Consider the following 24,922-nt stretch of genomic DNA (forward strand, 5'->3'; position numbering starts at 1 on the left):
GCTCTGTGCCGAGGTGGCCGGCCGGCGGTGAAGGACGAGGAGGGTCAGCGGCGGTCGGTGGAACCGAACCAGCGGCCGATGACGATCCGGTCGAGGGCCGCGAAGACCGAGAAGACGACGACCCCGAACACCGCGGTCAGGATGATGGCCATGAACAGGGCGTCCATGTTGAGACGCAGCGTGTAGGTGCGCAGCAGCCCACCGATCCCGGGGTCGCCCTGCTGGAAGAAGAAGTCGCCGACGATCGCCCCGATGACGCTGAGGCCCGCGGCGTTGCGCAGGCCGGTGAAGATCGCGGGCAGCGCGGCCGGGAGCTGCAGCTTGCGCAGCCGCTGCGCCGGGGTGGCCCGGTTCAGCGTGAACAGGTCGTGCGCCGCGGGCGTCGCCGACATCAGCCCGAACAGCGTGTTCGAGATCATCGGGAACAGGGCGATGATCACGCACACCACGATCCGGGCGCTGAACCCGTATCCCATCCAGATCCCGATCAGCGGCGTGAGCGCGAGGATCGGGATCGTCTGCAGGATCACGGCGTACGGGTAGAGGATCTTCTCGACCCAGCGCGACTGCGACATGAGGATCGCGTACGTCATGCCGATCACGACGGCGAGCGCCAGGCCCACGATCGCGACGCCGACGGTCTGCCAGAGCGCTGCGAGCATCGGGTTCATGATGTTCGGGTTGCCGAGCGTGCTGCCCAGGACCTCGTGGGGCGGCGGCAGCAGGAACCTGCGGTCCGCACTGAGGACGACGTAGCTCACCAGGTACCAGATGCCGACGATGCCGAGGATCGCGGCGACCGTCGGGAGCACCTTGTCGACGACCACGCCTCGCCGCAGGCGCACGACGCGCGGGCCGGACGGCACGGGCCTGGACGCCTTCGCGGGCGCGGCCTTCCCGTCCTCCGGGACGGGCGCCGTCGTCGGGGCGACGGGTCCTGCCGCGGCAGGACCGCCGTCAGGCGTCGAGGTCCCGGCCCCTGGCGCGGTGGCCGCGACGGACCCGGGGGCCTTGCCAGAGGTCGCGGTCTCGAGGACCGTCGTGTCGCGCTCGCTCATGAGTGCTCTCCCAACGCCTTGGAGACCTCGCCGACGACGGCCGCGAACTCGGGTTCGTAGCGCAGCTCGGGGGTCGTGGGTAGGACCACGGGATCGGGATGTCGGCCACGATCCGTCCGGGGCGACCGCTCATCACGAGCACCCGGGTCGACAGGTACACGGCCTCGGAGACCGAGTGGGTGATGAAGAGCCCGGCGAACTCCTTGAGCCGGAACAGCTTCTGGAGCTCCGTCTGCATGTGCAGCCGGGTGATCTCGTCGAGCGCCCCGAACGGCTCGTCGAAGAGCGCGAGGTCCGGGTCGGCGACCAGGGCGCGGGCGATCGAGACGCGCATGCGCATGCCGCCCGAGAGCTGGCGCGGGTGCTGCTTCTCGAACCCGGTGAGCCCGACCAGGTCGAGCGCCTCCTGCGCCTTGGCACGCCGCTCCGAGCGCAGGCCGCCGCTCAGCTCGCCGACGAGCTCGACGTTCTTGAGGGCGCTGCGCCACTCGAGGAGGGTCGCCTCCTGGAACACGTAGCTCGTCGAGTGCGCGTTGACCTCGATCGATCCCGTCGTCGCCGCGTCGAGCCCGGAGGCCAGGCGCAGCAGCGTCGACTTGCCGCAGCCCGAGGGCCCGACGACGGACACGAAGTCCCCGGCGCCCACGGTCAGGTCGACGTCCTCGAGAGCGACGGTCCCTGTGTCGAACTGCTTGGACACGCCGTCGAGCACGAGCGTCCGGGTCATGGAGAGCGGGCGCTGGGCCGCACTGGTGGTGCTCACTGCATCGATGCTCACTGCGTTCACCTCGTCGAGGTCGTGGTGGGCTGGGAAGGGGTCGAGCGGTGGGTCCCGGTCGAGGTCGTGCCGGGTCCGGGTGCGGTAGCGAGGGCGCCGGTGCGGTGCAGCGCGGTCGTGCGCCGGACACGGGTGTCGGCGACGACGGTCCCGCCGCGGACGACGACCCGCGCGTCGGTGGCGCCCGCGAGGACGTCTCCCAGGTCGACGTCGGGCACGAGGACCAGGTCCGCCGCGTCGCCGGCGGCGAGGCCGGCCGGCGCCAGGCCGAGCACCGAACGGGCTCCGGAGGTGACGGCGGCCAGCGCGTCGTCGGGTCCGAGGTGACCTGCCGTCATGAGCAGGCTGGTCGTCTCGAAGGGGTCGGCCCGACCGGCGGGGTTGAAGGGGTCGCGCAGGTTGTCGGCGCCCGCGGCGAGCGTGATCCCGGCGTCGAGGATCTGGCGCAGCGGCGCGATGCCGCGCGGGACGAGGTGCGTGGCGTCCCACCCCTGGAGGTAGAGGTTGGTGATCGGCAGCGTGACCAGGCCGAGCCCCGCGCGAGCGACGAGGTCGAGCGTCGGCGCGAGCCGTTCGGGGGTCAGGGAACCGAGCCGGACGACGTGGCTCGCCGTCACTCGCTGCACGAGTCCCCGGTCGATCACCTGGGCGGCGAGGTCGACGACGTCGAGCCCGTCGAGCCCGGTCTGCTCGTCCGTGTGCAGGTCGACGGGCAGCCCGTGCCGCTCGGCGACGTCGAGGAGCCGCGTGGTCTCGGCCCCGGGCTCCGGGGCGAGGTGGGGGCAGCCGCCGAGGACGTCCACGCCGTGCCGCGCGGCCTCGTGGAGCACGTCGGTAGGGGTCGCCGACGACGCGAGGAGGCAGACCTGGAGGGTCATGACGTCGGCGACGCGGTCGCGGACGTCGAGCAGCGCGTCGACGAACCGCAGGGGGTCGCCGTCCGCGGGGACGTCGACGTGGGTGCGGACGGCGGTGACGCCACGCGAGAGGTAGCGGTCGAGGGACGCGAGTGCGCGCTCGGTGACGTCGAGGGCGTCGACCGACGCTCGCACGCGGTGCCACTGCTCGATCGCACCGACGAGGTCGTTGCCGCCGGGGGCCGCGTCGCGGTCCGCCGTGAGCGCCTTGTCGAGGTGCGCGTGCGGCTCGGCCGCTGCGGGGAGCACCCGCCACCCCGTGGCATCGAGCTCTGCACCGTCCTGGTTCTCGCCGGCACCGCACTTCGAGGCCGCCGCGCCCGGACCGGCCGGGGCGCCGGTCGGAGCGACGTGACCCACGAGCGCACCGTCGAGCACCACGGTGCCGAGGGTGCCGTCCGGCAGCCGGACGCCGCGCAGGGCGCGCACCGGGGTGCGGGTCAGGTCGTCGGTGCCGTCGGGTCGTCCGACCGCACGCGAACCCTCGAGGACTGACATGGCACCTCCGGCTCGGCTCGTCCCCAATGTTGATATGAGGAACATTCCTGAACCGTAGGGACCGCCTGTTTCCCGGACGTGTCCGGGACGGCGCGCCCGTGTGAACTTGCTGACCGCGAAGCCTGCTCTCCGATCGTCGAGGAGGCTGTGCCACACGTCCCGGACGTGGTGGGATGTCTGCATGCGCACCCTGCTCTCGGTCGGTGTCCCCGACGGGGCCACTGCCGATTCCGTCCGCTCCCTCGCCCGCGACGCCACCGAGGCGGACGGCGTCGCACCCCTGTCCGAGCAGCCGCTGCTGCGCCTCACCGACGAGACCGCCGACCTCACCCATGTCGTCGCGCTCGACGAGGACCAGCGCGTCGTCGGCTATTTGCAGGTCGACCGCAGCGGCGACCCGGCCTCGGCCGAGCTCGTCGTGGCCCCCTCGGCCCGGCGCCACGGCGTGGGGCGTCTGCTCCTGCGCACCGCGGAGCGCGACGCCACCCTGCCCGCACGGTCGGGCGAGCCGCGCGGCTCCGCGCACAGCCTCCGGGTCTGGGCGCACGGGGACCTGCGGGCCGCGCGCGCCCTGGCGAAGGACGCCGGGCTCGTCCCCGTCCGCGAGCTGCTCAAGCTCGGCCGCGACCTGGCGGGCCATTCGTCCGTGCCGGCACAGGTCTCGCCTCCGGCGGGACACGCCGTCCGCCCGTTCGTCCCGGGGGCGGACGACGCGGCGTGGCTCGCGCTCAACGCGCTCGCCTTCGCGGACCACCCCGAGCAGGGCCGGCTGACGCTCGCCGACCTGCACGCGCGCGCGTCGGAGGACTGGTTCGACCCCGCGGGGTTCTTCCTGCTGGAGGACGTCTCGGGGACCGACGCGCGGCTCGTCGGGTTCGTCTGGACCAAGATCCCGACGGGGCAGGACGACGCGGTGCGGGAGGGCGAGATCTACGTCGTCGGCGTCGACCCGGGGGCGCAGGGCCACGGGCTCGGCGGGTACCTCACGGCGATCGGCACAGCCCACCTCGAGGCCGCCGGCTGCGCCCGTGCGGCGCTCTACGTCGACGGCGACAACACGGCCGCGGTCCGCGCCTACGCCCGCGCCGGGTACGGGCGCGACGCGGTCGACGTGCAGTACGCGCGTCCACAGGCACCACCGCCTCCACCACTCTCCTCGCTCGACTCCCCATCGGTCCCGAGTGATGCCACGATGTCCCCATGACCGAGTCGACCACCCGCCGCCCGCTCGCTCCGGACCTCGCCGCTCACATCGCGGAGCACATCGCGGAAGAGGCGACCCCGGACGCCACGGCCCCGCGGGAGCTCGCCCCGCTGCCCGACGACCGGTTCGCGGACCGGGAGATCAGCTGGCTCGCGTTCAACGAGCGGGTGCTCGAGCTCGCCGAGGACTCGAAGCTGCCCCTCCTCGAGCGCGTCCGGTTCCTGGCGATCTTCGCCTCGAACCTCGACGAGTTCTTCATGGTCCGGGTCGCCGGCCTGAAGCGGCGCATCGCGACCGGTCTCGCCGTGACCGCGGCCTCCGGCCTGAGCCCGCGCGAGGTGCTCGCGGCGATCGGCAAGGGCGCCCACGACCTGATGTCCCGGCACGCCCAGGTGTTCCGCAACGACGTCCAGCCCGCGCTCGCCGCCGAGGGCATCACCCTCGTGCACTGGGACGAGCTCGAGACCCGCGAGCAGGAGCGGCTCAACAAGTACTTCCGCAAGCAGATCTTCCCCGTCCTCACCCCGCTCGCTGTCGACCCCGCGCACCCCTTCCCGTACATCTCAGGGCTCTCGCTGAACCTCGCGGTCGTCGTCGGCAACCAGGCGTCGGGCAAGGAGCACTTCGCCCGGGTCAAGGTGCCGCCGCTGCTCCCCCGGTTCATCGCCGTCGACGCCAAGGGTCGCCCGAGCGCACCGGGTCAGGCTCCGACGTCGAGCAAGAAGCCCACCTCGTACGTGCCGGTCGAAGAGGTCATCGCGCAGCACCTCGACCAGCTCTTCCCCGGCATGGACGTGTACGAGCACCACACGTTCCGGGTGACCCGCAACGAGGACGTCGAGGTCGAGGAGGACGACGCCGAGAACCTCCTGCAGGCGATGGAGAAGGAGCTCCTGCGCCGCCGGTTCGGCCCGCCCGTCCGGCTCGAGCTCGCCACCGGCATCAGCCCACGCATCCGCGAGCTGCTCATCCGCGAGCTCGGGGTCACCGAGTCCGAGGTCTACGAGCTCCCCGCCCCGCTCGACCTCACCGGCCTGAACGTCATCGCGGACCTCGACCGGTCCGACCTGCACTACCCGTCGTTCGTGCCGACCACCCACCGGTTCCTCGCCGAGGTCGAGAGCGCCAGCCCCACCGACGTGTTCGCCGCGATCCGGCAGCGCGACATCCTCCTGCACCACCCGTACGACTCGTTCTCCACGTCGGTGCAGACGTTCCTCGAGCAGGCCGCCGCGGACCCGAAGGTCCTCGCCATCAAGCAGACCCTCTACCGGACGTCGGGCGACTCGCCGATCGTCGACGCCCTCATCGACGCCGCCGACGCCGGCAAGCAGGTCCTCGCCCTGGTCGAGATCAAGGCTCGCTTCGACGAGCAGGCCAACATCTCCTGGGCGCGCAAGCTCGAGCAGGCCGGCGTCCACGTCGTCTACGGGATCGTCGGGCTCAAGACGCACTGCAAGCTGTCGCTCGTCGTCCGCCAGGAGTCCGACGGCCTGCGCCGCTACTGCCACGTCGGCACCGGCAACTACCACCCCAAGACCGCGCGCCTCTACACCGACCACGGGCTCCTGACGGCGGACCCGGACGTCGGCCAGGACCTCACCCGCCTGTTCAACCAGCTCTCCGGGTACGCCCCGCAGTCGCGGTTCCACCGCCTGCTCGTGGCGCCGCGCATGGTGCGCATGGGGCTGATCGAGCGCATCGAGCGCGAGGCCGAGGCCGCGCGCAACGGCAACGAGGCGTGGGTCAAGATCAAGGTGAACTCCGCGGTCGACGAGAAGACGATCGACGCGCTCTACCGGGCATCGCAGGACGGCGTGAAGATCGACCTCATCGTGCGCGGGATCTGCGCGATCCGCCCCGGCGTGCCGGGCCTGAGCGAGAACATCCGGGTCCGCTCGATCCTCGGGCGGTTCCTCGAGCACTCGCGGATCTTCGCCTTCGCGAACAGCGAGGGCAAGCAGATCGGCGAGAACACCACCGAGGGCCCCGAGGTCTTCATCGGTTCCGCCGACCTCATGCACCGCAACCTCGACCGCCGCGTGGAGACGCTCATCCGCATCTCCGACCCCGACCAGGTCGCCGAGCTCGTCGACCTGCTCGACACGTCCATGGACGCCCGCACGGCCACGTGGCACCTGCACGACACCGAGTGGGTCCCGCGCAACGAGGACGACGAGGGCCCGTACCTGAACCTGCAGTCCAACCTCGTCAGCCGTCAGCGCCGCCGCATGAGCGCGGGGCGCTGACGACCGTGGTCGCCGCAGCACAACGGGCTGCCCCGCTGCGGGCGGCCCTCGGCCCGACGCACGTCGAGCACGCCCCCGTGATCGAGACTGCGGGTGCGCTCGTCTGGCGGATGCACCGCGACCGGCTCGAGGTCCGGTTGATCCACCGGCCCAAGTACGACGACTGGTCGTGGCCCAAGGGGAAGCTGGACACGGGCGAGGCCTTCCAGACGGCAGCGGCGCGCGAGGTCTGCGAGGAGACGGGCCGCCCCGTCATCCTCGGTGTCCCGCTCCCCGGCCTGCAGTACCTGACGGCCGAGGGCCGCGTGAAGCGGGTCCACTACTGGGCGGCGCGCCGCGCCGACCCGGCGCGGGACGCCGCGCCGCTGGCGGCCCGCGCCCCCGTGCACCCGGTGTCCCCCCAGGAGATCGACGACGCCGTCTGGCTCCCGATCGACGAGGCCGCGGACCGGCTCACCCGGTCGGCGGACCGGATCCCGCTCGACGCCCTGGCCACCGAGCATCACCACGGCCGCCTGGACACCCACGTCGTCGTGATCGCCCGCCACGGCCGCGCGACCGCCCGCAGCGGGTGGTACGGCGACGAGCACGACCGCCCCTGACCCCCATCGGCGCCGGTCACGCCTCCGCGATGGTGCCGGTCCTCGCGGCGTACGGGATCAATCGCGTCGTGACCAGCCAGTGGGAGCGCTGCGCGTCGACGATCGCGCCCTACGCCGCCGCCGCCGGGCTCGACACGGTGCGTCGCGACAGGCTCACGGAGGCCCAGCACGAGCGCTCCCCCGGCCGGGTCGGCGCCACGGTCCGCGAGCTGCTGGAGGACGACGTCTCGACGGTCCTGTGCACGCACCGACCCGTGCTGCCGACGGTCCTCGACGTCCTCGGCCAGCACGCGAGGCGCAGCGTCGCGAACGCGCTGCCCACGACCGACCCGTTCCTCGAGCCCGGCGAGCTGATCGCCGCGCACGTCACCCAGACGGAGAAGGGCCCCCGGGTCGTCGCCGCGGGCAAGGTGTCCCCGCCGCTGCACTGAGCGGTCCTACCTCTGAGCGGACCTCGCCCCCTGACCTGAGCGGCCCCGCCGCTGCACCGGGCGGTCGCCCGTGCGGGAGCCCGACTCACCGACGCCTGACCCCCGCCTCGGCGGAGCGGGCGTCCGTCACCGCAGGATCGGCCAGAGGATCCAGTAGACGACGGCGGCGACGAGCGCCGCCGCGGGGATGGTCAGGACCCACGCCCCGCCGATGTTCTTCGCCACGCCCCAGCGCACGGCCGAGACCCGCTTGGTGGCGCCCACGCCCATGATCGCCGACGTGATGGTGTGCGTCGTGGACACGGGCGCATGGAGGATGAACGCGTTGACGTAGAGGACGACCGCCGAGACCGACTCGGCGACAAAACCGCGGGCCGGGTCGAGCTCGATGATCTTGCGCCCGAGGGTCCGCATGATGCGCCAGCCGCCCGCGTACGTGCCTGCGGAGATCGCGAGCGCCGCGGAGATCTTCACCCAGAGCGGGATCCCCTGCGCCTGCTCGCGGAACCCACCGGCGACGAGGGCGAGCAGGATCACACCCATCGTCTTCTGCGCGTCCTGGAGCCCGTGGCCCAGGGCCATCGCAGCGGCGGAGGCGGTCTGCGCGATGCGGAACCGGCGGAACGTCGGGCCGGGCTTCGCCTTCCGGAAGATCCAAAGCACCGCGACCATGACGGCGAACGCTCCGATGAACCCCACCAGCGGCGACACGATCATCGGGAGGACGACCTTGTCGACGATCGCGCTCCAGTAGACGGTCACGCCCGAGGCGATACCGACCCCGGTGAGCCCGCCGATGATCGCGTGCGTCGACGACGACGGCAGACCGAACCACCACGTGATCATGTTCCAGGTGATCGCCCCGATCAGGGCCGCCAGGACGATGACGAGCCCTTGGTGCGGCGGCGCGTCCTGGATGTCGATGATCTCCTCGGCGATCGTCGTGGCGACCTCGGTGCCCAGGAGCGCCCCGACGAGGTTGAAGAACGCGGCCATGATGAGCGCTGCGCGGGGTGTGAGCGCGCGGGTCGAGACCGACGTCGCGATCGCGTTGGCGGCGTCGTGGAACCCGTTCGTGTAGTCGAAGCCGAGCGCGAACGCGACGACCACGACGACGAGGGCGACCTCCACGGGTCAGGACTCCTTGAGGGCGATCGTCTCGACCATGTTGGCGACCCTCTCGAAGGCGTCGGCCGCGTGCTCGAGCACCTCCACGATCTCCTTGAGCTTCATCAGCAGGATCGGGTCCGAGATCTCGTCGAAGAGCTGGGCGATGAGCTTGCGGTGGATCTTGTCGGCCTGGTTCTCGAGCCGGTTGACCTCGATCCAGTAGTCCTGCAGCCCGTCCATGGCGCGCAGCCGCGGCATGGCCTCTGCCGTGAGCTCGGCGGCACGGCCGAGCACCTGCACCTGGTCCGAGACGCGCGCCGGCAGCTCGTCGACCTTGTACAGGACGATGAGGTCGGCTGCCTCCTCCATGTCGTCCATGCAGTCGTCGAGCGCCGAGGCCAGCGCGTAGATGTCGTCGCGGTCGAACGGCGTCACGAAGGTCTGGTTGAGCCGCCGCATGATCGCGTGCGTCGACTCGTCGGCGGCGTGCTCGACCTCGCCGAGCTGCTTGGCGATGGCCTTGCGGCCGGGCCGGTCCGCGCCCAGGAGCTCCGCGAGGAGCTGTGCCCCCGTGACGAGGTGCCCGGCGGTGACGCCGAGCAGGTCGAAGAACGAGGTGTCGCGCGGTGTCAGGCGCAGGCGCACGGGAGGGCTCCGGGAGACAGGGTCTGGTGGACGTCCTCAGCGTAGGGCAGAGGATCCGAGAACGGCGATAGGTGCCGCGTGGCACGAGTTAGATGCGACGCCGGACCGGGAGCGCCTCTCGGCGCGGGGCCGCTCGTAGCGGCTCTAGTTGGAGCCCGGGGCTACCGCGGCCCGACGTCGCCCGACCATGCTACGCCCGGCCACGGGGGTGCACGTCATCACTCGAGCAGGCTGCCCCGCCACAGGGATGCCGCGTGCGTGAGGTCGTCGGCCGTGCGCAGGAGCGCCGACGCGCCGCGGGTCATCCGGTCGGCGGTCGGCCCGTCCACGGCCTCGTGGGCGTCGGCGTCGTGCGCGGCACCGAGCGCCAGGACCCGGCAGAAGCTCCCCGCTCTGTCGAGCGCCACGTCGAGGTCCCCGACGAACGCGCCGGAGAGCACCGCGTCGGCCAGCTCCCGCACCTGGTCGGGGGTCGGCGCGTCCCCCACCCCGACGACCACCTCGCTGACCGACGGCGCCCCGGGGCCACCCTCGAGCCCGCGCCGGTACCGCACGCTCACCGCGGCGGCGTCACGGCGCACCCACTCCCGCAGCACGTACAGGCGCCACAGAGCACCCGGGAGCGACGTGGCCGGGCTGTCGGCCCAGAGCGCGGCGACCTGGTCGAGCCCCTCACGCTCGACGAGCCGGACGAGGCGGTCGACGACGGCCGGGTCCTCGGTCGCGCGCGCGCCGTCGATCATCGCGGCGGCGGTCGTGTGGGCGACGGCGTCGCGCCGCGCAGGGTCGACCCCACCGGGGAGGTCCTCGGCGGCGTGCGGGTCGAGCATCGCGGGCCGTCGTGGCCGGGGCCGGCCGGCCGGATTGGTTGAGCTCATCACGCCAGTGTGCCGCGTGGGGCACCGGATGCGACAGGCACACCGCACGTGGGACACGCCCGCGTGGATCGCGTGTGCCGCCGGTCACACCGGACTATGCTCCGGGTCATGATCAAGTTCCTCATCCGGACCGGCGTGTTCCTGCTCGCCGCTGCCGTGGGCATCATCGTCACCTCGTGGATCTTCTCCGGGTTCGACCTGGAGGGCTTCGACCTGATGTGGAGCGAGCCGATCGGCTTCGTCGTCGCGGTCGTCGTGTTCGCCGCGGTCCAGGCGATCATCTCGCCGTTCATCGCCCGGGTCGCCCGTCGCAACGCTCCCGCCCTGCTGGGTGGCGTCGGCCTCATCAGCACCGTGATCGCGCTGGTCGTCGCGGTGCTCGTCACCGACGGCCTCGACATCTACGGGGTCCTGGGCTGGGTGCTCGGTTCCCTGCTCGTCTGGCTCGTGACGATGCTCGCCACGCTCCTGCTCCCCGCGATCCTCATCAAGGACGCAGTGGAGAACAAGCGCGACGACGACTGACCGGTTCGCGCTGCGCCGGTCACCCTGACCCGCGCACGACAGGCAGCACGAAGGGGTCGGACGCGACGGCGCCCGACCCCTTCGTCGTCCCCGGGGACCTGTAGCGCTGGCTACGGGCCCCTGGACCCAGGACTACCCGCTACGGCTTCGGCGTGAACTCCAGGCTGACCGAGTTCATGCAGAAGCGGTCGCCCGTCGGGGTCTGGGGGGCGTCGTCGAAGATGTGCCCCAGGTGCGACCCGCACCGGGCGCAGCGGACCTCGGTCCGCACCATCCCGAGGCTCCGGTCCTCGATCAGCTCCACCGCGTCATCCGCCCGCGCGGCGTAGAAGCTGGGCCAGCCGCACCGGGAGTCGAACTTCGTCCCGGCGTCGAACAGGTCGTTGCCGCACGCGCGACAGCTGTAGGTGCCCTCGCGCTTCTCGTCGAGCAGCTCGCCGGTCCAGGGGCGCTCGGTCGCCGCCTGGCGCAGCACCGAGAACTCCTGCGCGGAGAGCTTGTCGCGCCACTGCGCGTCGGTCCAGGTCACTTCATAGGTCATGTCGATACCTCCACCCGTGCCAACCAGGGCCGGACGGCGGACATTCCGTGGCGCGTGCCCGCGGCGGCACGCGAGGTGCGCTCAGCGCGCCGACTGACCGCCGGGAGCGCCTGCGCCGCGGGACGAGCGACCGCGACCGCCGCGACGGGGACGGGGCTGCGCCGCGTCGTCCGCCCGGGACTGCGACGGGCCCGCGGGCCCGTGGCTCGCGCCGCCGGTGCTGGACGACCACGCGAGCTGCGTGCCGCCGCGCGGGGACTGGCCGCCCTGCGAGCGCCCGCCCTGCCCACGACCGCCGCCGGAACGCCGACGCGAGCCGCCCTGCGAGCCGCCGGCCGAACCGCTGCGGGCGCCCTGACCGGCGCCGTCACGACCGGAGCCGCCCTGCGAGCGCCCGCCCTGTCCGCGTCCGCTGCCACCCTGACCGGCGGCCTTCGGCTTGCGCGGCTGCTGGACCTGGTTGTGGATCGGCTCGGGCTTGACGTACGGGGCGACGTCGCCGACGAGCCCGGTGATGGTCTCGTCGCCGGGCGCCGCGGGCTTCGGCTGCGCGGTGATGCGCGCCTTGCGGGTCAGGTCGCGGACGTCGCCGCGCTGCTCGGGGAGCATGACCGTGACGACCACGCCCTCCTCGCCCGCGCGGGCCGTGCGACCCGAGCGGTGCAGGTACGCCTTGTGCTCGGCCGGCGGGTCGACGTGGACGACGAGCTCGATCTCGTCGACGTGGATGCCGCGCGCCGCGATGTCGGTGGCGACCATGACCTTGACGGAGCCGTTCGAGAACGCCTCGAGGTTGCGCTCGCGGGCGTTCTGCCCGAGGTTGCCGTGCAGGTCGACGGCCGGGATCCCGGCCGCGGTGAGCTGCTTGGCGAGCTTCTTGGCCTGGTGCTTGGTGCGCATGAACAGGATGCGGCGTCCGGTGCCCGAGGCGAGCTGCTGGACGACCTCCTTCTTCGCGTCCGCGTCGCGCACGGCGAGGATGTGGTGCGTCATCTTCGGCGGGGCCGACGCGGCGTCGTCCACCGAGTGGCGCACGGGGTTGTTCAGGTACAGCTTCACGAGCTGGTCCACGCCGTTGTCGAGGGTGGCGGAGAACAGCATGCGCTGCCCGACCTTCGGGGTGCGGGCCATGATGCGCTTGACGCCGGGCAGGAACCCGAGGTCGGCCATGTGGTCGGCCTCGTCGAGCACGGTGATCTCGATGCCGTCGAGCGTGAGGACCTTCTGGTTGAGCAGGTCCTCGAGGCGGCCCGGGCAGGCGATGACGACGTCGACGCCCGCGTTGAGGGCGTTGACCTGGCGCGACTGGGCGACGCCTCCGAAGATCGTGGTCGTCACGAGGCCGAGGGCCTTCGCGACGGGCTCCATCGTGGCGTTGATCTGGTTCGCCAGCTCGCGCGTCGGGCAGAGCACGAGCGCGCGGGGTCGGCGCGGGTGTCGCGAGGTCGGCGCGCGGTCGAGCCGGGTGACGAGCGGCAGGGAGAACGCGAGCGTCTTGCCCGAGCCGGTGCGGCCGCGGCCGAGCACGTCGCGCCCGTCGAGCGAGTCCGGCAGGGTCGCGGTCTGGATGGGGAACGGGGTGGTGATGCCCTGGCGCGTCAGGACGTTGACGGCAGGGGTGGGCAGACCGAAGTCGGCGAAGGTAGTCACAGGTGCATGGCCTCTCGGGCGAAGTGCAGCCCGGATGCACGCTCGGTGCGCCGGCACTGCAGTGGTGGTGGCAGCTCTCGCTGCACGGGTCGGGGTCCGCCGCACGACAATCCGGGGGATCTCCACGACGCCGGGGCGCGCTCCTGCGCTGCCCTCGTAGGACCAGTCTCTCACGGACGGCGCCGCGGCGACGGGACTGTGACCCGATCGACGTCGCGAGCGGCGCACGCGGGTGGCGGGCGGGTGGCACGCCACCGAGGTTGCCGCGTGTGGTTCCATAGCGCCGTGATCGTCACGTGAGCGCGCTGGCGGCCGTCGCCGCGAGCGACGGACCGGGCGGCACCGGGTTCTTCGCCTCGGTGTCGGACGTCGTCGCGCACGTCTGGACCGCGGCCACCACACCGGTGGACCCGCCCTCGGCGGCCGTGGTCGTCGTCACCGCGGCCATCGCCCTGACGATCGTGGTGGTGACCCCGGTCTGGCGGGTCGCCCGCCATCTCGTGACCATCGCCCACGAGGGCGGGCATGGGGTCGCCGCGCTCGTGACGGGTCGCAAGCTCACCGGGATCCGCCTGCACTCGGACACCTCCGGCCTCACGGTCTCCTACGGGCGCCCTCGCGGTCCGGGCATGATCTTCACGACCCTCATGGGGTACGTCGCGCCCGGGCTCGTCGGCCTCGGCGCCGCCGCCCTGCTCCGTCAGGGGTACGCCGTCGGGCTCCTGTGGTTGCTCGTCCTGCTCCTGGCGCTGCTGCTGCTGCAGATCCGCAACTGGTTCGGGCTGTGGTCGGTGCTGGTCAGCGGCACGGCGCTCGTGCTCGTCTCGTGGTTCCTCGAGCCGGCTGCGCAGTCCGCGGTCGCGTACGCGGTCACGTGGTTCCTCCTGCTCGGGGCCGTGCGCCCCGTCCTCGAGCTGCAGGCGGAGCGCGCGGGCGGTCGCGCGCCGACGTCCGACGCCGACGCTCTCGCCAGGCTGACCGGGGTCCCCGGGCTCGTGTGGGTCGGGGTGTTCCTCCTCGTCACGGCGGGCTGCGCCGTGCTCGGCGCCGTCTGGATCCTCGGCCCCGCACCTTTCGGCGCCTGATCGCGCTCGCCGGCGCGCATGACGAGCCCGCGCACCCGGCCGGCCGGATCTGCGTGCCGTCAGGGGCCCGACCGACTACCGTCGGCCCCATGCCGTCAGCCGACTCCCCCGCCGCCCCGACCGCCGCTGCCCTGGGCCTCGCGGGCGCGCTGACCGTGACCGGCGTCCTCCACTTCGTCCACCCCCGGACCTTCGAGCGGCTGATCCCCGCGGCGCTCGGCTCGCCGCGCGCCTGGGTCCTCGGCAGCGGCGTCGCCGAGCTCGCGTGCGCTGCGCTCGTCGCCGTCCCCGCGACCCGGCGGGTCGGCGGCTACGCGAGCGCCGCCCTGTTCGTCGGGGTGTTCCCCGGGAACGTGAAGATGGCCCTCGACTCGCGGCCCGACGCCCGCTCCTGGGCGATGCGCCCGGCCGTCGCCTGGGGGCGCCTGCCGCTGCAGGTCCCCCTCGTCGCGTGGGCGCTCCGCGTGGCCGGACGGCGTCGCGCGGCCGGGGAGGACGCGTGAACCGCCGTAGGGCGACGGGTGTCGCCGCGCTGGTGCTGAGCGCTGCCGTGGCCCTGGGCGCCTGCACCGACGGGCGCGGCGGACCCGACGAGCGGGGCGCCGTCTCCGCCGACAACGACGGCGCGACCGCCGGTCACCTGCTGATCAAGGGCGGCGCGAACGGACTGACGTTCCGGACCGACGCCTCCGAGGGGACGCTGGTCTCCGTGGGTGCGACCGACGCGAACACGGCACCGCGGCTCGGTGAGATCCAGGGTGACGACGGCTCCGAGGGGAACCCCACGCCGTCCAGATCGACGGCGGAGAGGTGACGATCCACCTCGACGCGGGCGTGGCGTGGACCATCGAGATCGAGGCGGGCGTCGAGAACATCGACGCCGACCTGGCCCGCACGACACTGGCGCGGCTGACCCTGGCGAACGGGGCGTCGTCCGGCACCTTCGAGCTGCCACGACCGAAGGAGGTCGTCCCCATCGAGCAGACCGCGGGCCTCGACTCGCTGGAGATCGAGATCCCCTCCGACGTCGGGCTGCGCTGGTCGACGTCCGCGGGGGCGGGCACGGCGAAGATCGCCGGGGAGACGCTCGAAGGGATCGCTGCGGGCACGGAGACCACGACGCCCGGGTTCGACGAGTCGGGTCCGTACTACGACCTGAGGAGCGCTGCCGGGCTCGGGTCGCTGGTCGTCTCGTACCCCTGATCTGCCGGGCCGCGCACGCGCGACGACGGGCCGCCCGCCGGTGGCGGACGACCCGTCGTCGAAAAGCTCTGGTGCTGCTACCTCAGCCCGCGGCCTGCTGCGGGGCGAGCACGAACGCCGGACCCTGCGCGTTCGGGTCCGTGTCGAGCTGGAGGTTGTCGAGCGTCGCCACGGTGGCGGTCTCGACGAACACCTTGGCGTCCCCGTTCTCGACGACCGCGTCGTCAGGCTGAGGGGACGGCACGAGTGCGAGCTCGAAGCTCCCGGACTGCTCGGCGGACTCCGCGATGCGCAGGCCACCGCCCTCGGGTACTCCGGCCTGGGTCGTCAGGTCGTTCACTGCGGTGCTGGCACTGTCGGTCATGGTGAGCACGAGATCTCCTCTCGTCGCCGGGGGAGGCGCTGCGGGCACTGCCGGCATCTGCCGGCCGCACTTACCGTCCGCAGCCCTCTCGGTCACTCCCCAACAAACCAACGACGGCTGCCGGGCGCAAGAGTGGACAGCGATGTGCGGCGTGTCTCTCGCGCAGCAAGACAGCGCGTGACAGGACGGCGGCGATCGACGTAGCCTCCTCCGCTCCGTGCGGGTGCGGCCCGGGGCGGCCGATCGCGTAGCCTTGGCGCCGGACCCCGCGGCGCTGCCGCGCAGGTCCAGGGCCTCTAGCTCAACTGGCAGAGCTGCGGACTTTTAATCCGTAGGTTCCGGGTTCGAGCCCCGGGGGCCCACCCACCGTCTCCCGCGCCGTCGCTCACGCGATCCCTGGCACGCGGCACCTTCGCCGCCGGCGGCCCGTCGAGGCCCCCGCTGAACTCGTTCGCACCGCACGAACCGGCGCGTAGACTCACGAGGTCGGGCGCGCCAGCACCCGTCCCCGCGCCCGACCGTGACGAACCACGACCGACCGCATGCACGACGGGGTGCACCGCTCCCGCCCGTCCGATCGGATCCCTATGCATCTCGCCATCGCCACGACGTCCTTGTTCGACGTCAGCTCCTGGCTCGAGAGCGCCGGGGTGTGGGCCCTCGTACTGGTCTGCGCGATCGTCTTCGCCGAGACGGGCCTTCTCCTCGGCTTCTTCCTCCCGGGCGACACGCTGCTGTTCGTGACCGGGGTCCTGACCGTCTCGGGCGAGATCAGCCAACCACTGTGGCTCGTGCTGGTGCTGGTGACCTCGGCGACGATCATCGGCGGCGAGCTGGGCTACGAGATCGGACGCCGCGGCGGCCCCGCCGTGTTCGAGCGCAAAGAATCGGGCTTCATCAGCAAGGAGAGCGTCGCCCGCGCCGAGCAGTTCTTCGACCGGTTCGGCCCGGCGACGGTCGGCCTGGCCCGGTTCGTGGCCGTCGTCCGCACGGTCGCCCCGGTCGCCGCCGGCGTCGGGCGCATGCCGCGGCGGTCGTTCTCCGCCTGGAACGCCGCCGGCGCGATCGCCTGGGTCGGGCTCCTCGTCACCCTCGGCTACGCGCTGGGCAGCATCCCGGGCGTCTCGCACTTCGTCAGCACCTACCTGGACCTCGTCCTCGTCGGGCTCGTCGTGCTCTTCGTGACGCCGGTCCTCGTGCGCGTGCTGCGCGACCGCCGCAAGCACAAGCACGCCGAGGCTCCCGACGGCAGGGCAGACGGCTCCGACAGCGAGCCCGGGACCTCAGCATCGGCTTCACTGGACGCGTGAACCACCGCCCCGTAGTCCTCGGCCATCGCGGCAGCTCGGCCGCCGCCCCCAGAACACCCTCGCCGCCTTCGAGTCGGCGGCTCGGTCCGGCGCCGCCGGCACCGAGCTCGACCTGCGGCGGACGACGGACGGCCAGATCGTCGTCATCCACGACCCGGTCGTCGACCGGGTCACGGACGGCTCGGGCGCTGTGGCAGACCTCGACCTCGCGGAGGTCCGCGCTCTCGACCCGGGAGCGAAGCACTCCCCGCGTTCGCGGGCCAGCGCATCCCCACGCTGGACGAGGTCGTCGACCTCGCGCTGCGCCACGACGGCTTCGAGCTGCTGCTCGAGCTCAAGGGGCCTTGGAGCGCCGACGAGATCACGCCCGTCGTCGAGCAGGTCCACGCCGCGGGCCTCGACGACCGGGTGCTCCTCAAGTCGTTCCGGCCGGACGTCGTCGCCACCGTCCGCGAGGTCGCACCGCACCTGCGGCGCGGGCTCCTGGTCGAGGACCACGACCCCGAGACCGTGGCACGCTGCCTCGACCTCGGGGTGTGGACGTGCAACCCGGACCACCGGCTCCTCGCCGACCACCCCGAGCTCGTCGGGGACCTGCACGACGCCGGGATCCGCGTGATGACCTGGACGCCGAACACCGCCGACGACTGGGCCCGCGTCACGGCCCTCGGCGTCGACGCGATCATGACCGACCACCCCGAGCGGCTGGTGGGCTGGCTGGACGGTCGCTCCAGCGGGGCGGACGGCGCGGAACCCCACGTCACCGGCATGTGAATTCTTGTCGCCCCGGCGGCGCTACGTGCCCGGCACCCGTGACAGGGGGTCCCGGCGCCCTACGCTCACGGTGCATGACGAGCGACGCGCCGCCCCCGCCCCGGACCCCCAAGGTCTGCGTCCTCGCCCTGGAGCCCCAGCTCACCGTCGAGATCGAGCCGTCGGGACCTGACGAGACCACTCCCGAGGTCCACGTGCACGCGGGCGGGCAGGGGCTCTGGCTCGGACGCATGGCGTACTCGCTCGGCGCCGAGGTCGTCGTCTGCGGACCGTTCGGCGGGGAGGCCGGCTCGGTCGTCGCCCACCTGGCCCGCGCGGAGAACCTCGACCTGCGGACCACCACGACGTCCGCGAACGGCGCCTACGTCCACGACCGCATGGACGGCACGCGGCAGGAGATCGCCGTCATGCCGCCGCACACCCTCGACCGTCACGAGCTCGACGACCTGTACGGGACCGTGCTCGTCTCGGCGCTCGAGTCCGAGGTCTGCATCGTCACGGGGGCGAGCGCCCAGGTCGGCGTCCCGTCGAGCTTCTTCGGTCGTCTCGTGCGCGACCTCGACGCCTCGGAGCGTCTGGTCGTCGCCGACCTGTCCGGCAAGCAGGCCGCCGCGGCCGCCCAGGCCCCGGGAGCCGTACTGAAGATCAGCCACGAGGAGCTCGTCGCCGGCGGCTTCGCGGCGAACGGTGACGAGAAGGAGCTGCTGCGCGCGGCCCGCGAGATGCTCTCGGGCGGCCCGCGCGCGATCGTCGTCTCCCGCGCCGAGAAGCCGACGCTCGTGGTCACCCCGGACCGCACCCTCATGCTCAAGACCCCGCGCATCACCACCGTCGACCATCGCGGGGCGGGCGACTCGATGACGGCCGGCATCGGGGTCGGGCTGGGCCGCGGGCTGGACCTGACCGACGCCGTCCGCCTCGGTGCCGCTGCCGGAGCGCTCAACGTGACCCGCCGCGGCCTCGGTACCGGGCGGCGTGACCAGATCGAGCGCTTCGCCCGGCGGATCAAGGTCCGCACGCTGGACTGAGGCGGGCACGCGACCAGAGCCGTACGACCCACGACCCACGACCCACGACCCACGACCCACGACCCACGACCCACGACCCACGACCCACGAGACAGCAGCGGACGAGACAGCACCGGACGAGGAGCACCGTGAGAGCACTCATCACGAACGACGACGGCATCGGTTCGCCCGGGCTGGCGGTCCTCGCGGGCGCCGCGCAGGACGCCGGGTTCGAGGTGGTCGTCGCCGCCCCCGCCCGCGAGTCCTCGGGCGCGAGCGCCTCGCTGCTCGGCGCAGAGAAGGACGGCCGGCTGGTCGTCGACCAGGTCGATGCCCCCGACCTGCCGGACGGCGTCACGTCCCTCGCCGTGCGCGCCGCCCCGGCGCTCATCACCTTCGTCGCCGCCTACGGCGGGTTCGGCCCCAAGCCCGACCTGGTGCTCTCGGGGGTGAATCTGGGCGCGAACACGGGCAACGCCGTCCTGCACTCGGGGACCGTCGGCGCGGCCCTCTCGGCGATGACCCACGGCATCAAGGCGGTCGCGGTCTCCATCGACTCGTCGACGCCGCAGCACTGGGCGACCGCCCGCTCCGTCACCGACCACGGGCTCGCGTGGGCGCTGGAGAACGACCTGTCGGGGCGGGTGCTCAACCTCAACGTGCCCGACGTCGCCCCCGACCGGCTGCGCGGGCTGCGCCAGGCGCCCCTCGCGACGTTCGGCGCGGTCTCGGCGCGCATCCACGAGCACGACGACCGCAACCTGACGCTCCGCTACACGGGCACGGACGTATCGCTCGAGCCGGAGTCGGACGCCGGACTGCTCGGCCGCGGCTGGGCGACGGCCACGCTGCTGCGCGGCCCCTACGCGGACCGCGCCACCGCGTTCCCGGAGATCGGGGCCCCGCCGCGTCGCGAGTGACCTCAGCCCTCGCCCGGGCTCCCGTCGCCGCCCTCGCTGCCGGTGGCGTCGCCGCCGCGCGGCGCACGGCGGCCCTCGGGGTCGCGCCGCTTCGCCTCCTGCGGGCTCAGCCCTTGGAGATCGTCGGACGACGTCCCGCCGCCCAGGTCCGGGTCGCCCTCCTCGGGTGTCGCGTCGGCAGGGACCTCGCCGGTCTCCCCGGACCGGCTGCGCTCGGCCTCCTCGCGCTGGTGGTAGACGTCGTCACCGGGACCGGCGAACGCCTTCGACCGCTCGATCCCTGCCTCGCTGCCGCTGAACAGCGCGGACTCGCGGAGGGTCGGCGACACCTCGTACTCGCCGGTCTGACGGGCGCCGACGGCGGTCTCGTCCTGGGTCGCGTCGGCGGCGGCCGCTGTGGCGCCCCCTGACGAACCGGCGCTGAACGATCCCTCGGAGGCGGGCTCCACACCGTTCGGGCCGCTCGCGCCCGGGGTGCTCGTGCCCGTACCGGCGCCGGCCGATCCGGTGGAACCGGTGCGCCCGTGCGCGTCGTGCTCGGTCCGCTCGTCGTTCGCGTTGTCCTCGTCCTGCCGGCCCCGCTCGTCCTTCGGGGCGGCGGAGGACTCGTCGCCCCGTGCGTCGGGTGTTGCGTCGGACGACGTGTCGGTGGACGCGTTCACGGGGCGACCGTCCAGGCGGACGTCGGTGTCGCGGAGCGGCACGTCGGCGGCGCTCAGGACCGTCGTCGCATCGTCGCTCGGCGTCGGTCCTGAGACGGACAGGACCGCGGCCTGCTCGGCGTCGGCCCGGACCCGGCGCAGGTTGCGCCGACGCCGCCACGACGACCGGCCGGGGTGCGCGCCGCGCAGGTCGAAGACCGGTTCGCCGTCGGCCTGCTCGACCGGGGCCGACTCCTCCTGCGGACCGCTCGCAGCCCGGACCCCGGCGGTCGACCCGGGGATCACGCCGTCCACCCGGGCGGCGACCGCCTGGACGTCGCTCGTCGGTGCGGAGATCTGGGGGCCTCGTCCCGGGTCACCGAGTCACCGAGCCTGGTCCGGGGCAGCGCCTGCGGGGCCCACTGGTGCAGCCACGAGACCAGTCCTTCGCGGACGAAGCAGCGCAGGTCCCACAGCGTCCCTGCGTCGGCGGCCGAGACGGTGGCGCGCACCGTCACCCTGCCGCCCGTCGCGTCGGTCACCTGGATGACGCCGACCCGCTCGTCCCAGAGCCGCGACTCGACGAGGAGGCCCTTGAGGACCGAGCGCATGGCGTCGAGGGGCACCTCCCAGTCCAGCTCGAGCTCGACCGTCCCGAGGAGCGCGGACTGCCGCCGCGTCCAGTTCTCGAACGGGGTGGTCGTGAAGAAGGTGGACGGCAGGATCAGCCGCCGGTCGTCCCACAGGTGCACGACGACGTAGGTCAGGGTGATCTCCTCGATCCGCCCCCACTCCCCCTCGAGCACCACGACGTCGTCGACCCTGATCCCGTCGGTGAACGCGATCTGCATCCCGGCGAAGACGTTCGACAGCGTGGTCTGCGCCGCGAGACCCGCGATCACGGAGACCAGGCCGGCCGACGCGAAGAGCGACGCGCCGGCGGCCCGCGCGCCGGGGAACGTCAGGAGCGCACCGCCGATGCCGATGATCACGACGGCCGCGACGGTCAGGCGTCGGATCACCTGGATCTGGGTCCGTGCCCGGCGGCTGTGCCGGTCGTCGGCGGAGGCACCCTCGGGGGTCACGGTGAACCGGTCGAGCATGTGGTCCTCGAGCACGAGCGCGAGCGCTCCCAGGAGCCACGCCCCGAAGCCGATGAGCACGATGACGAGGACGTGGTTCACGGGCGCCCGCCACACGACCTCCTCGCGCGGCACGGACACCTGGACCGCGACGATCAGGGCGATCGTCGCCAGCACACCCTGCATCGGCCGCCGCATGCGCTCGGAGACGCGCCGGGCCAGCGGCGCTCGGCGGCCGATCCGGCGCATCACCACCCCGAGGATGATCGAGATGACGAGCGCCGCAGCCAGGCCGATCGCCGCGATCACGAGCGTGACGACGACGTTGTAGGCCTCCTGCGCCGCCTCGGAGATGTTCGGGTCGTCCATGCCTGAACCCTAACGAGGCCCGCTGGACCCGGGCTGAGGGCCGGCACCGCTCGGAGCACTACTGACAGTGTGCCCACGACGGCCGAGACACATCTGGTCGGCGTGTGGAGCGTCTTCCGTAATCGCTCCGTGACCTGAAGCGCCCGACCTTCACGTTCTCTCCACGCGCTCCCCGCAGAGCCTCCTCCACACCGGCCCTGAATGGGGACAACCCACCGTCAACTGTCAGACACCATGGATGCACGACCCGCAACGACGAGCTCGTACCCCTCGTCGAGTGCGGGTCGAGCCATGTCCCGAGGAATGGATGCCGAGCGTGACCCGAGCCACAGCGACCAGCCCCGACGCCGCCGAGCGCACCTTCGGCGCGCCCCGGCGAGGGCTCGCCTGATGGGCCGGCACACCGCCGAGCGGCAGCCCCTCTGGGCGGGGCTCGCGACGTCCGCCACGCGCTCCGTCCGCGCCGCGTGCTCGGCTCGGCCCACGTCCCGCTCCCCTCTCGGCCTCGGTGCCGGGGTCGCGATGGCCGCCCTCGGGGTCACCGGGGCGTCGGCGGCGCTCGTCCCGGGTTCCCCGATCCCGATCACCGCAGAGGGCGAGTCCTCCGCCGGCGAGAGCGAGGAGCGTCGCCTCGACGCGCGGACCACTGCGATCGTGGACGACGCGTCGTCCGCGCTGAGCCGCGCGCGCTACGTGACGTCGACCGCCTCCGTCGCCGACGAGGACACCCTGGCCGAGATCGCCGCGGCCCAGGAAGAGCTCGAGAAGCTCGTCGAGGCCGCGCCGACCGCCTCCACCGACACCGCTACCGCCACCGACACCGACACCGCGACGGACACCGACGACGCCCAGAGCGCGGACCGGACCGACGACCGCGCCAGCCGGACGGACGCTCGCGAGTCGCTGGACGAGGACTCCTCGACCACCGCGAGCGCGTCCGACGACGCCGGGTCGGAGCAGGCCGGGGCCGACGACGCGAGCACGGACGGCGACGGGGGCGACAAGGCTGACGAGGTCGAGACGCCCGCCGACCCGGAGGCCACCTCTGACGAGGTCGATGCACCGGCCGACGACCAGGCTCCCGCTGACCCGGAGGTCACCTCCGACGAGACCGACACCGACACCGACACCGGGGCTGCCGCCGACGAGTCCGGTACCGAGGCGGCCCCGATCACGGCCGAGATCGAGAAGGCCACTCAGGATCTGCGCGCCCTGCTCGACTCCGCTCCGGTGACGGCGCCGATCAGCGTCACGCCTGCACCCACGGAAGAGGAGATCGCGGCGGCGAAGGCCGAGAAGGAAGCCGCGAAGGCCGAGAAGGAGGCCGAGGAGGCCGCCGCGAAGGCTGCGAAGGAGGCCGAGGAGGCCGCCGAGGAGGCTGCGATGCTCGCCGAGATGGCGACGAGCACCGAGGGCTACTCGAACGGCCAGATCCCCTCGTCGATCCTCTGCACCCCGGACTTCGCACCGGGTCACCTCGTCCGCTGCGACGCGGCGCACGAGCTCGAGGCGCTCAACAACGCCTACAAGGCGGAGTTCGGCGTGGACATCGCGATGTCCGACTCCTACCGCTCCTACGCCGGCCAGGTGGCCGCCAAGGCGTCCCGCGGCCGGTTCGCCGCCACGCCGGGCACGTCGAACCACGGCTGGGCCGTCGCCGTCGACATCGGCAACGCGATCGGCGGCTACGGCGACCCGCGGTACCTCTGGATGCGCGAGAACGCTCCCTCGTACGGCTGGGACAACCCGAGCTGGGCCCGGTCCGGCGGCTCGCTCCCCGAGCCGTGGCACTGGGAGTACGGCGACCCGTCCTGACCGCCCGAGGGTCTACGCCCAGTTCGCGGCGATCAGCAGCATCGTCACCAGGAAGCCGGTGGCGAGGTTGAGCCACAGGAAGACGCGCCACCCGGCGTTGGTCCGTTCCGCGTCGTCGTCGCCGACGTTCGCGAAGCGCAGCACGTTCACCAGGTACGGCAGCGGGAGCACTGCGGCCAGCACCCCCGGCCAGGGCAGCACCAGCAGCACGAGCCCGGCGAGCAGGTAGGCCGCGCCCGAGACCAGGACGGTGCGCCGGGCGCCGATGACGGTCGCCACCGAACCCAGGCCCGCGGCGCGGTCCGGCAGGACGTCCTGGACGGCCCCGAAGGCCTGCGACGCGGCCCCCACAGCACGAACGCCACGAGCACCGGCCAGACGTCCCGAGCACCGAGCGGCGCGCCCACGAGCACGAGCGCGTACAGCAGCGGCCCGACGAAGTGCATCGCTGACGTGAAGGAGTCGACGAACGCCCGCTCCTTGAAGCGCAGGCCGGGCGCCGAGTACGCGATCACGAGGAAGACGACGACCGTCAGCACGAGGTTCGCGGCGAGGTCCCCCACGGAGAGCAGCCAGACGAGGAACGGCAGGTTCGTCGCCACGGCCGCGAGCAGGATCCGCCGGTGCGTCGCCCGCGCGACCTTGCGGTCCACGAGCCCGCCCTCGATGCCGCCCTTGCGCGGGTTCCGCAGGTCGGACTCGTAGTCGAAGACGTCGTTGATGCCGTACATCAGCAGGTTGTAGGGCACGAGGAAGTAGATCGTCCCGAGGACGAGCGTGAGGTCGATGCGCCCACCGGTCGCCACGAGGTAGCCCGCCGCGAACGGGTACGCCGTGTTGACCCAGGAGAACGGTCGGGACGCGGCCACGACCGCTCGCAGGGAGGCGTACCTGTCCGGGGTCCGGGCGTCGGCGGTCACTCCGCGGCTCCGATCGTCGGCCCCGAGCCGTCGGCCGTGCCGGTGGTGCTACCCGTGCCGGTGGTGCTACCCGTGCCGGTGGTGCTACCCGTGCTGGCGGCGCCGCTGGTGCGCCTCTCCATGAGGGTCCAGAGCGCCGGCACCAGCAGGACCGCCGCGAGGGGTAGAAGAAGTCCTCGATCGGAGCACCCCAGATCCAGACCCCGAGGATCTTGTCGGGCGCGTACGTGTACAGCCCGACGGCGATCATGATCGTGTCGAAGACGAGCGTGAGCAGCAGCATCACGAGTGCCGCGACGAGCAGCGGCACCGTCCGGGTGCCGGGGTCCGTCGGCGCAGCACCGGG

Annotated in this window: 25 protein-coding genes, 1 tRNA gene and 3 pseudogenes; 16 read left to right on the forward strand and 13 right to left on the reverse strand. The window is 72.8% G+C overall.

Features of this window, described 5'->3' with window-relative positions:
• Positions 1-44: 44 nt before the first annotated feature.
• Genes QUE47_RS03920 through QUE47_RS03930 form a run of 3 tightly spaced genes read right to left on the reverse strand, consistent with a single transcriptional unit; the run spans position 45 to position 3,251 of the window.
• Positions 45-1,058 (reverse strand): ABC transporter permease, encoded by a 1,014-nt coding sequence (locus tag QUE47_RS03920; RefSeq protein WP_286218652.1) that lies wholly within the window; start codon positions 1,056-1,058, stop codon positions 45-47.
• Positions 958-1,821: an ABC transporter ATP-binding protein gene (locus QUE47_RS03925; RefSeq protein ID WP_286218653.1), complete on the reverse strand. Its 864-nt coding sequence runs from the start codon at positions 1,819-1,821 to the stop codon at positions 958-960. Before QUE47_RS03925 ends, QUE47_RS03920 begins: the two co-directional genes overlap by 101 nt.
• Before the next feature lie 20 nt (positions 1,822-1,841).
• Positions 1,842-3,251, reverse strand: a complete 1,410-nt coding sequence (locus QUE47_RS03930; RefSeq protein WP_286218654.1) for an amidohydrolase family protein — start codon at positions 3,249-3,251, stop codon at positions 1,842-1,844.
• Positions 3,252-3,432: 181 nt separating this feature from the next.
• On the opposite strand from QUE47_RS03930, the gene mshD reads away from it, so the two are divergent.
• The 4 genes from mshD to QUE47_RS16550 all read left to right on the forward strand — a co-directional run bounded on the left by mshD (position 3,433) and on the right by QUE47_RS16550 (position 7,737).
• Positions 3,433-4,455, forward strand: a complete 1,023-nt coding sequence (gene mshD, locus QUE47_RS03935; protein WP_286218655.1) for a mycothiol synthase — start codon at positions 3,433-3,435, stop codon at positions 4,453-4,455.
• A complete protein-coding gene (locus tag QUE47_RS03940; protein ID WP_286218656.1) occupies positions 4,452-6,704 on the forward strand; it encodes an RNA degradosome polyphosphate kinase in 2,253 nt (750 codons plus the stop codon). Before mshD ends, QUE47_RS03940 begins: the two co-directional genes overlap by 4 nt.
• A 77-nt stretch (positions 6,705-6,781) precedes the next feature.
• Positions 6,782-7,306 carry an NUDIX hydrolase gene (locus QUE47_RS16545; protein WP_350227671.1) on the forward strand — a complete coding sequence of 175 codons (525 nt, stop codon included), beginning with the start codon at positions 6,782-6,784 and terminating at the stop codon, positions 7,304-7,306.
• Positions 7,276-7,737 carry a histidine phosphatase family protein gene (locus tag QUE47_RS16550; protein ID WP_350227672.1) on the forward strand — a complete coding sequence of 154 codons (462 nt, stop codon included), beginning with the start codon at positions 7,276-7,278 and terminating at the stop codon, positions 7,735-7,737. Before QUE47_RS16545 ends, QUE47_RS16550 begins: the two co-directional genes overlap by 31 nt.
• A 126-nt stretch (positions 7,738-7,863) precedes the next feature.
• Here QUE47_RS16550 and QUE47_RS03950 read toward each other — a convergent pair whose 3' ends face one another.
• The 3 genes from QUE47_RS03950 to QUE47_RS03960 all read right to left on the reverse strand — a co-directional run bounded on the left by QUE47_RS03950 (position 7,864) and on the right by QUE47_RS03960 (position 10,370).
• Positions 7,864-8,868: an inorganic phosphate transporter gene (locus QUE47_RS03950; protein WP_286218657.1), complete on the reverse strand. Its 1,005-nt coding sequence runs from the start codon at positions 8,866-8,868 to the stop codon at positions 7,864-7,866.
• A 3-nt stretch (positions 8,869-8,871) separates the two neighbouring features.
• Positions 8,872-9,492: a DUF47 domain-containing protein gene (locus tag QUE47_RS03955; RefSeq protein ID WP_286218658.1), complete on the reverse strand. Its 621-nt coding sequence runs from the start codon at positions 9,490-9,492 to the stop codon at positions 8,872-8,874.
• 218 nt (positions 9,493-9,710) lie between these two features.
• Positions 9,711-10,370 (reverse strand): hypothetical protein, encoded by a 660-nt coding sequence (locus QUE47_RS03960; RefSeq protein ID WP_286218659.1) that lies wholly within the window; start codon positions 10,368-10,370, stop codon positions 9,711-9,713.
• A gap of 108 nt (positions 10,371-10,478) precedes the next feature.
• On the opposite strand from QUE47_RS03960, the gene QUE47_RS03965 reads away from it, so the two are divergent.
• Entirely contained in the window at positions 10,479-10,895 is a 417-nt protein-coding gene (locus tag QUE47_RS03965; protein ID WP_286218660.1) for a phage holin family protein, read from the forward strand.
• 139 nt (positions 10,896-11,034) lie between these two features.
• On the opposite strand, the gene msrB is transcribed toward QUE47_RS03965, so the two are convergent.
• Complete coding sequence (gene msrB / locus QUE47_RS03970; protein ID WP_286218661.1) at positions 11,035-11,436, reverse strand: peptide-methionine (R)-S-oxide reductase MsrB; 402 nt, start codon at positions 11,434-11,436, stop codon at positions 11,035-11,037.
• Between the two features lie 81 nt (positions 11,437-11,517).
• Complete coding sequence (locus tag QUE47_RS03975) at positions 11,518-13,086, reverse strand: DEAD/DEAH box helicase (RefSeq protein WP_286218662.1); 1,569 nt, start codon at positions 13,084-13,086, stop codon at positions 11,518-11,520.
• Between the two features lie 305 nt (positions 13,087-13,391).
• Here QUE47_RS03975 and QUE47_RS03980 point away from each other — a divergent pair, with 305 nt between their 5' ends.
• The 4 genes from QUE47_RS03980 to QUE47_RS03995 all read left to right on the forward strand — a co-directional run bounded on the left by QUE47_RS03980 (position 13,392) and on the right by QUE47_RS03995 (position 15,374).
• Positions 13,392-14,171: a M50 family metallopeptidase gene (locus QUE47_RS03980; protein ID WP_286219381.1), complete on the forward strand. Its 780-nt coding sequence runs from the start codon at positions 13,392-13,394 to the stop codon at positions 14,169-14,171.
• Between the two features lie 89 nt (positions 14,172-14,260).
• On the forward strand, positions 14,261-14,674 hold the full coding sequence (locus QUE47_RS03985; protein ID WP_286218663.1) for a DoxX family protein: 414 nt from the start codon (positions 14,261-14,263) through the stop codon (positions 14,672-14,674).
• The gene (locus tag QUE47_RS03990; RefSeq protein ID WP_286218664.1) at positions 14,671-14,985 is read left to right on the forward strand and encodes a hypothetical protein; all 315 of its coding nucleotides are present in this window, start codon (positions 14,671-14,673) and stop codon (positions 14,983-14,985) included. Before QUE47_RS03985 ends, QUE47_RS03990 begins: the two co-directional genes overlap by 4 nt.
• Positions 14,982-15,374 (forward strand): hypothetical protein, encoded by a 393-nt coding sequence (locus tag QUE47_RS03995; RefSeq protein WP_286218665.1) that lies wholly within the window; start codon positions 14,982-14,984, stop codon positions 15,372-15,374. The genes QUE47_RS03990 and QUE47_RS03995 overlap by 4 nt, the downstream gene beginning before the upstream one ends.
• 82 nt (positions 15,375-15,456) lie before the next feature.
• Here the strand turns inward: QUE47_RS03995 and QUE47_RS04000 are convergent, their stop codons facing one another.
• Positions 15,457-15,738, reverse strand: coding sequence for a Fe-S cluster assembly protein HesB (locus QUE47_RS04000; protein WP_286219382.1), 282 nt, complete (start codon positions 15,736-15,738; stop codon positions 15,457-15,459).
• Between the two features lie 289 nt (positions 15,739-16,027).
• On the opposite strand from QUE47_RS04000, the gene QUE47_RS04005 reads away from it, so the two are divergent.
• From QUE47_RS04005 to surE, 6 genes and pseudogenes are all read left to right on the forward strand, one after another.
• Positions 16,028-16,104: transfer RNA gene (locus tag QUE47_RS04005), tRNA-Lys, on the forward strand.
• A 221-nt stretch (positions 16,105-16,325) separates the two neighbouring features.
• On the forward strand, positions 16,326-17,048 hold the full coding sequence (locus tag QUE47_RS04010; RefSeq protein WP_286218666.1) for a DedA family protein: 723 nt from the start codon (positions 16,326-16,328) through the stop codon (positions 17,046-17,048).
• 97 nt (positions 17,049-17,145) lie between these two features.
• Positions 17,146-17,219 (forward strand): annotated as a pseudogene (locus QUE47_RS17340) (hypothetical protein); the annotation flags it as partial.
• A 105-nt stretch (positions 17,220-17,324) separates the two neighbouring features.
• Positions 17,325-17,822, forward strand: coding sequence for a glycerophosphodiester phosphodiesterase (locus QUE47_RS17345; RefSeq protein ID WP_491018455.1), 498 nt, complete (start codon positions 17,325-17,327; stop codon positions 17,820-17,822).
• Between the two features lie 74 nt (positions 17,823-17,896).
• Positions 17,897-18,850 carry a 1-phosphofructokinase family hexose kinase gene (locus tag QUE47_RS04025; protein WP_286218668.1) on the forward strand — a complete coding sequence of 318 codons (954 nt, stop codon included), beginning with the start codon at positions 17,897-17,899 and terminating at the stop codon, positions 18,848-18,850.
• Between the two features lie 128 nt (positions 18,851-18,978).
• Positions 18,979-19,749 (forward strand): 5'/3'-nucleotidase SurE, encoded by a 771-nt coding sequence (gene surE, locus QUE47_RS04030; protein ID WP_286218669.1) that lies wholly within the window; start codon positions 18,979-18,981, stop codon positions 19,747-19,749.
• A gap of 2 nt (positions 19,750-19,751) precedes the next feature.
• Here the strand turns inward: surE and QUE47_RS04035 are convergent, their stop codons facing one another.
• Together QUE47_RS04035 and QUE47_RS04040 are read right to left on the reverse strand one after the other, a co-directional pair.
• A complete protein-coding gene (locus tag QUE47_RS04035) occupies positions 19,752-20,696 on the reverse strand; it encodes a hypothetical protein (protein ID WP_286218670.1) in 945 nt (314 codons plus the stop codon).
• Positions 20,693-21,841: a mechanosensitive ion channel family protein gene (locus QUE47_RS04040; protein ID WP_286218671.1), complete on the reverse strand. Its 1,149-nt coding sequence runs from the start codon at positions 21,839-21,841 to the stop codon at positions 20,693-20,695. Before QUE47_RS04040 ends, QUE47_RS04035 begins: the two co-directional genes overlap by 4 nt.
• A 390-nt stretch (positions 21,842-22,231) precedes the next feature.
• Here QUE47_RS04040 and QUE47_RS04045 point away from each other — a divergent pair, with 390 nt between their 5' ends.
• On the forward strand, positions 22,232-23,656 hold the full coding sequence (locus QUE47_RS04045) for a M15 family metallopeptidase (RefSeq protein ID WP_286218672.1): 1,425 nt from the start codon (positions 22,232-22,234) through the stop codon (positions 23,654-23,656).
• A 12-nt stretch (positions 23,657-23,668) separates the two neighbouring features.
• Here the strand turns inward: QUE47_RS04045 and QUE47_RS04050 are convergent.
• Positions 23,669-24,537 (reverse strand): annotated as a pseudogene (locus QUE47_RS04050) (prenyltransferase).
• A gap of 262 nt (positions 24,538-24,799) precedes the next feature.
• Positions 24,800-24,859, reverse strand: a pseudogene (locus QUE47_RS04055) (lycopene cyclase domain-containing protein); the annotation flags it as partial.
• Positions 24,860-24,922: the final 63 nt, after the last annotated feature.

Origin of the sequence: Paraoerskovia sediminicola, from assembly GCF_030296575.1 — a bacterium.
Lineage (GTDB): Bacteria > Actinomycetota > Actinomycetes > Actinomycetales > Cellulomonadaceae > Paraoerskovia > Paraoerskovia sediminicola.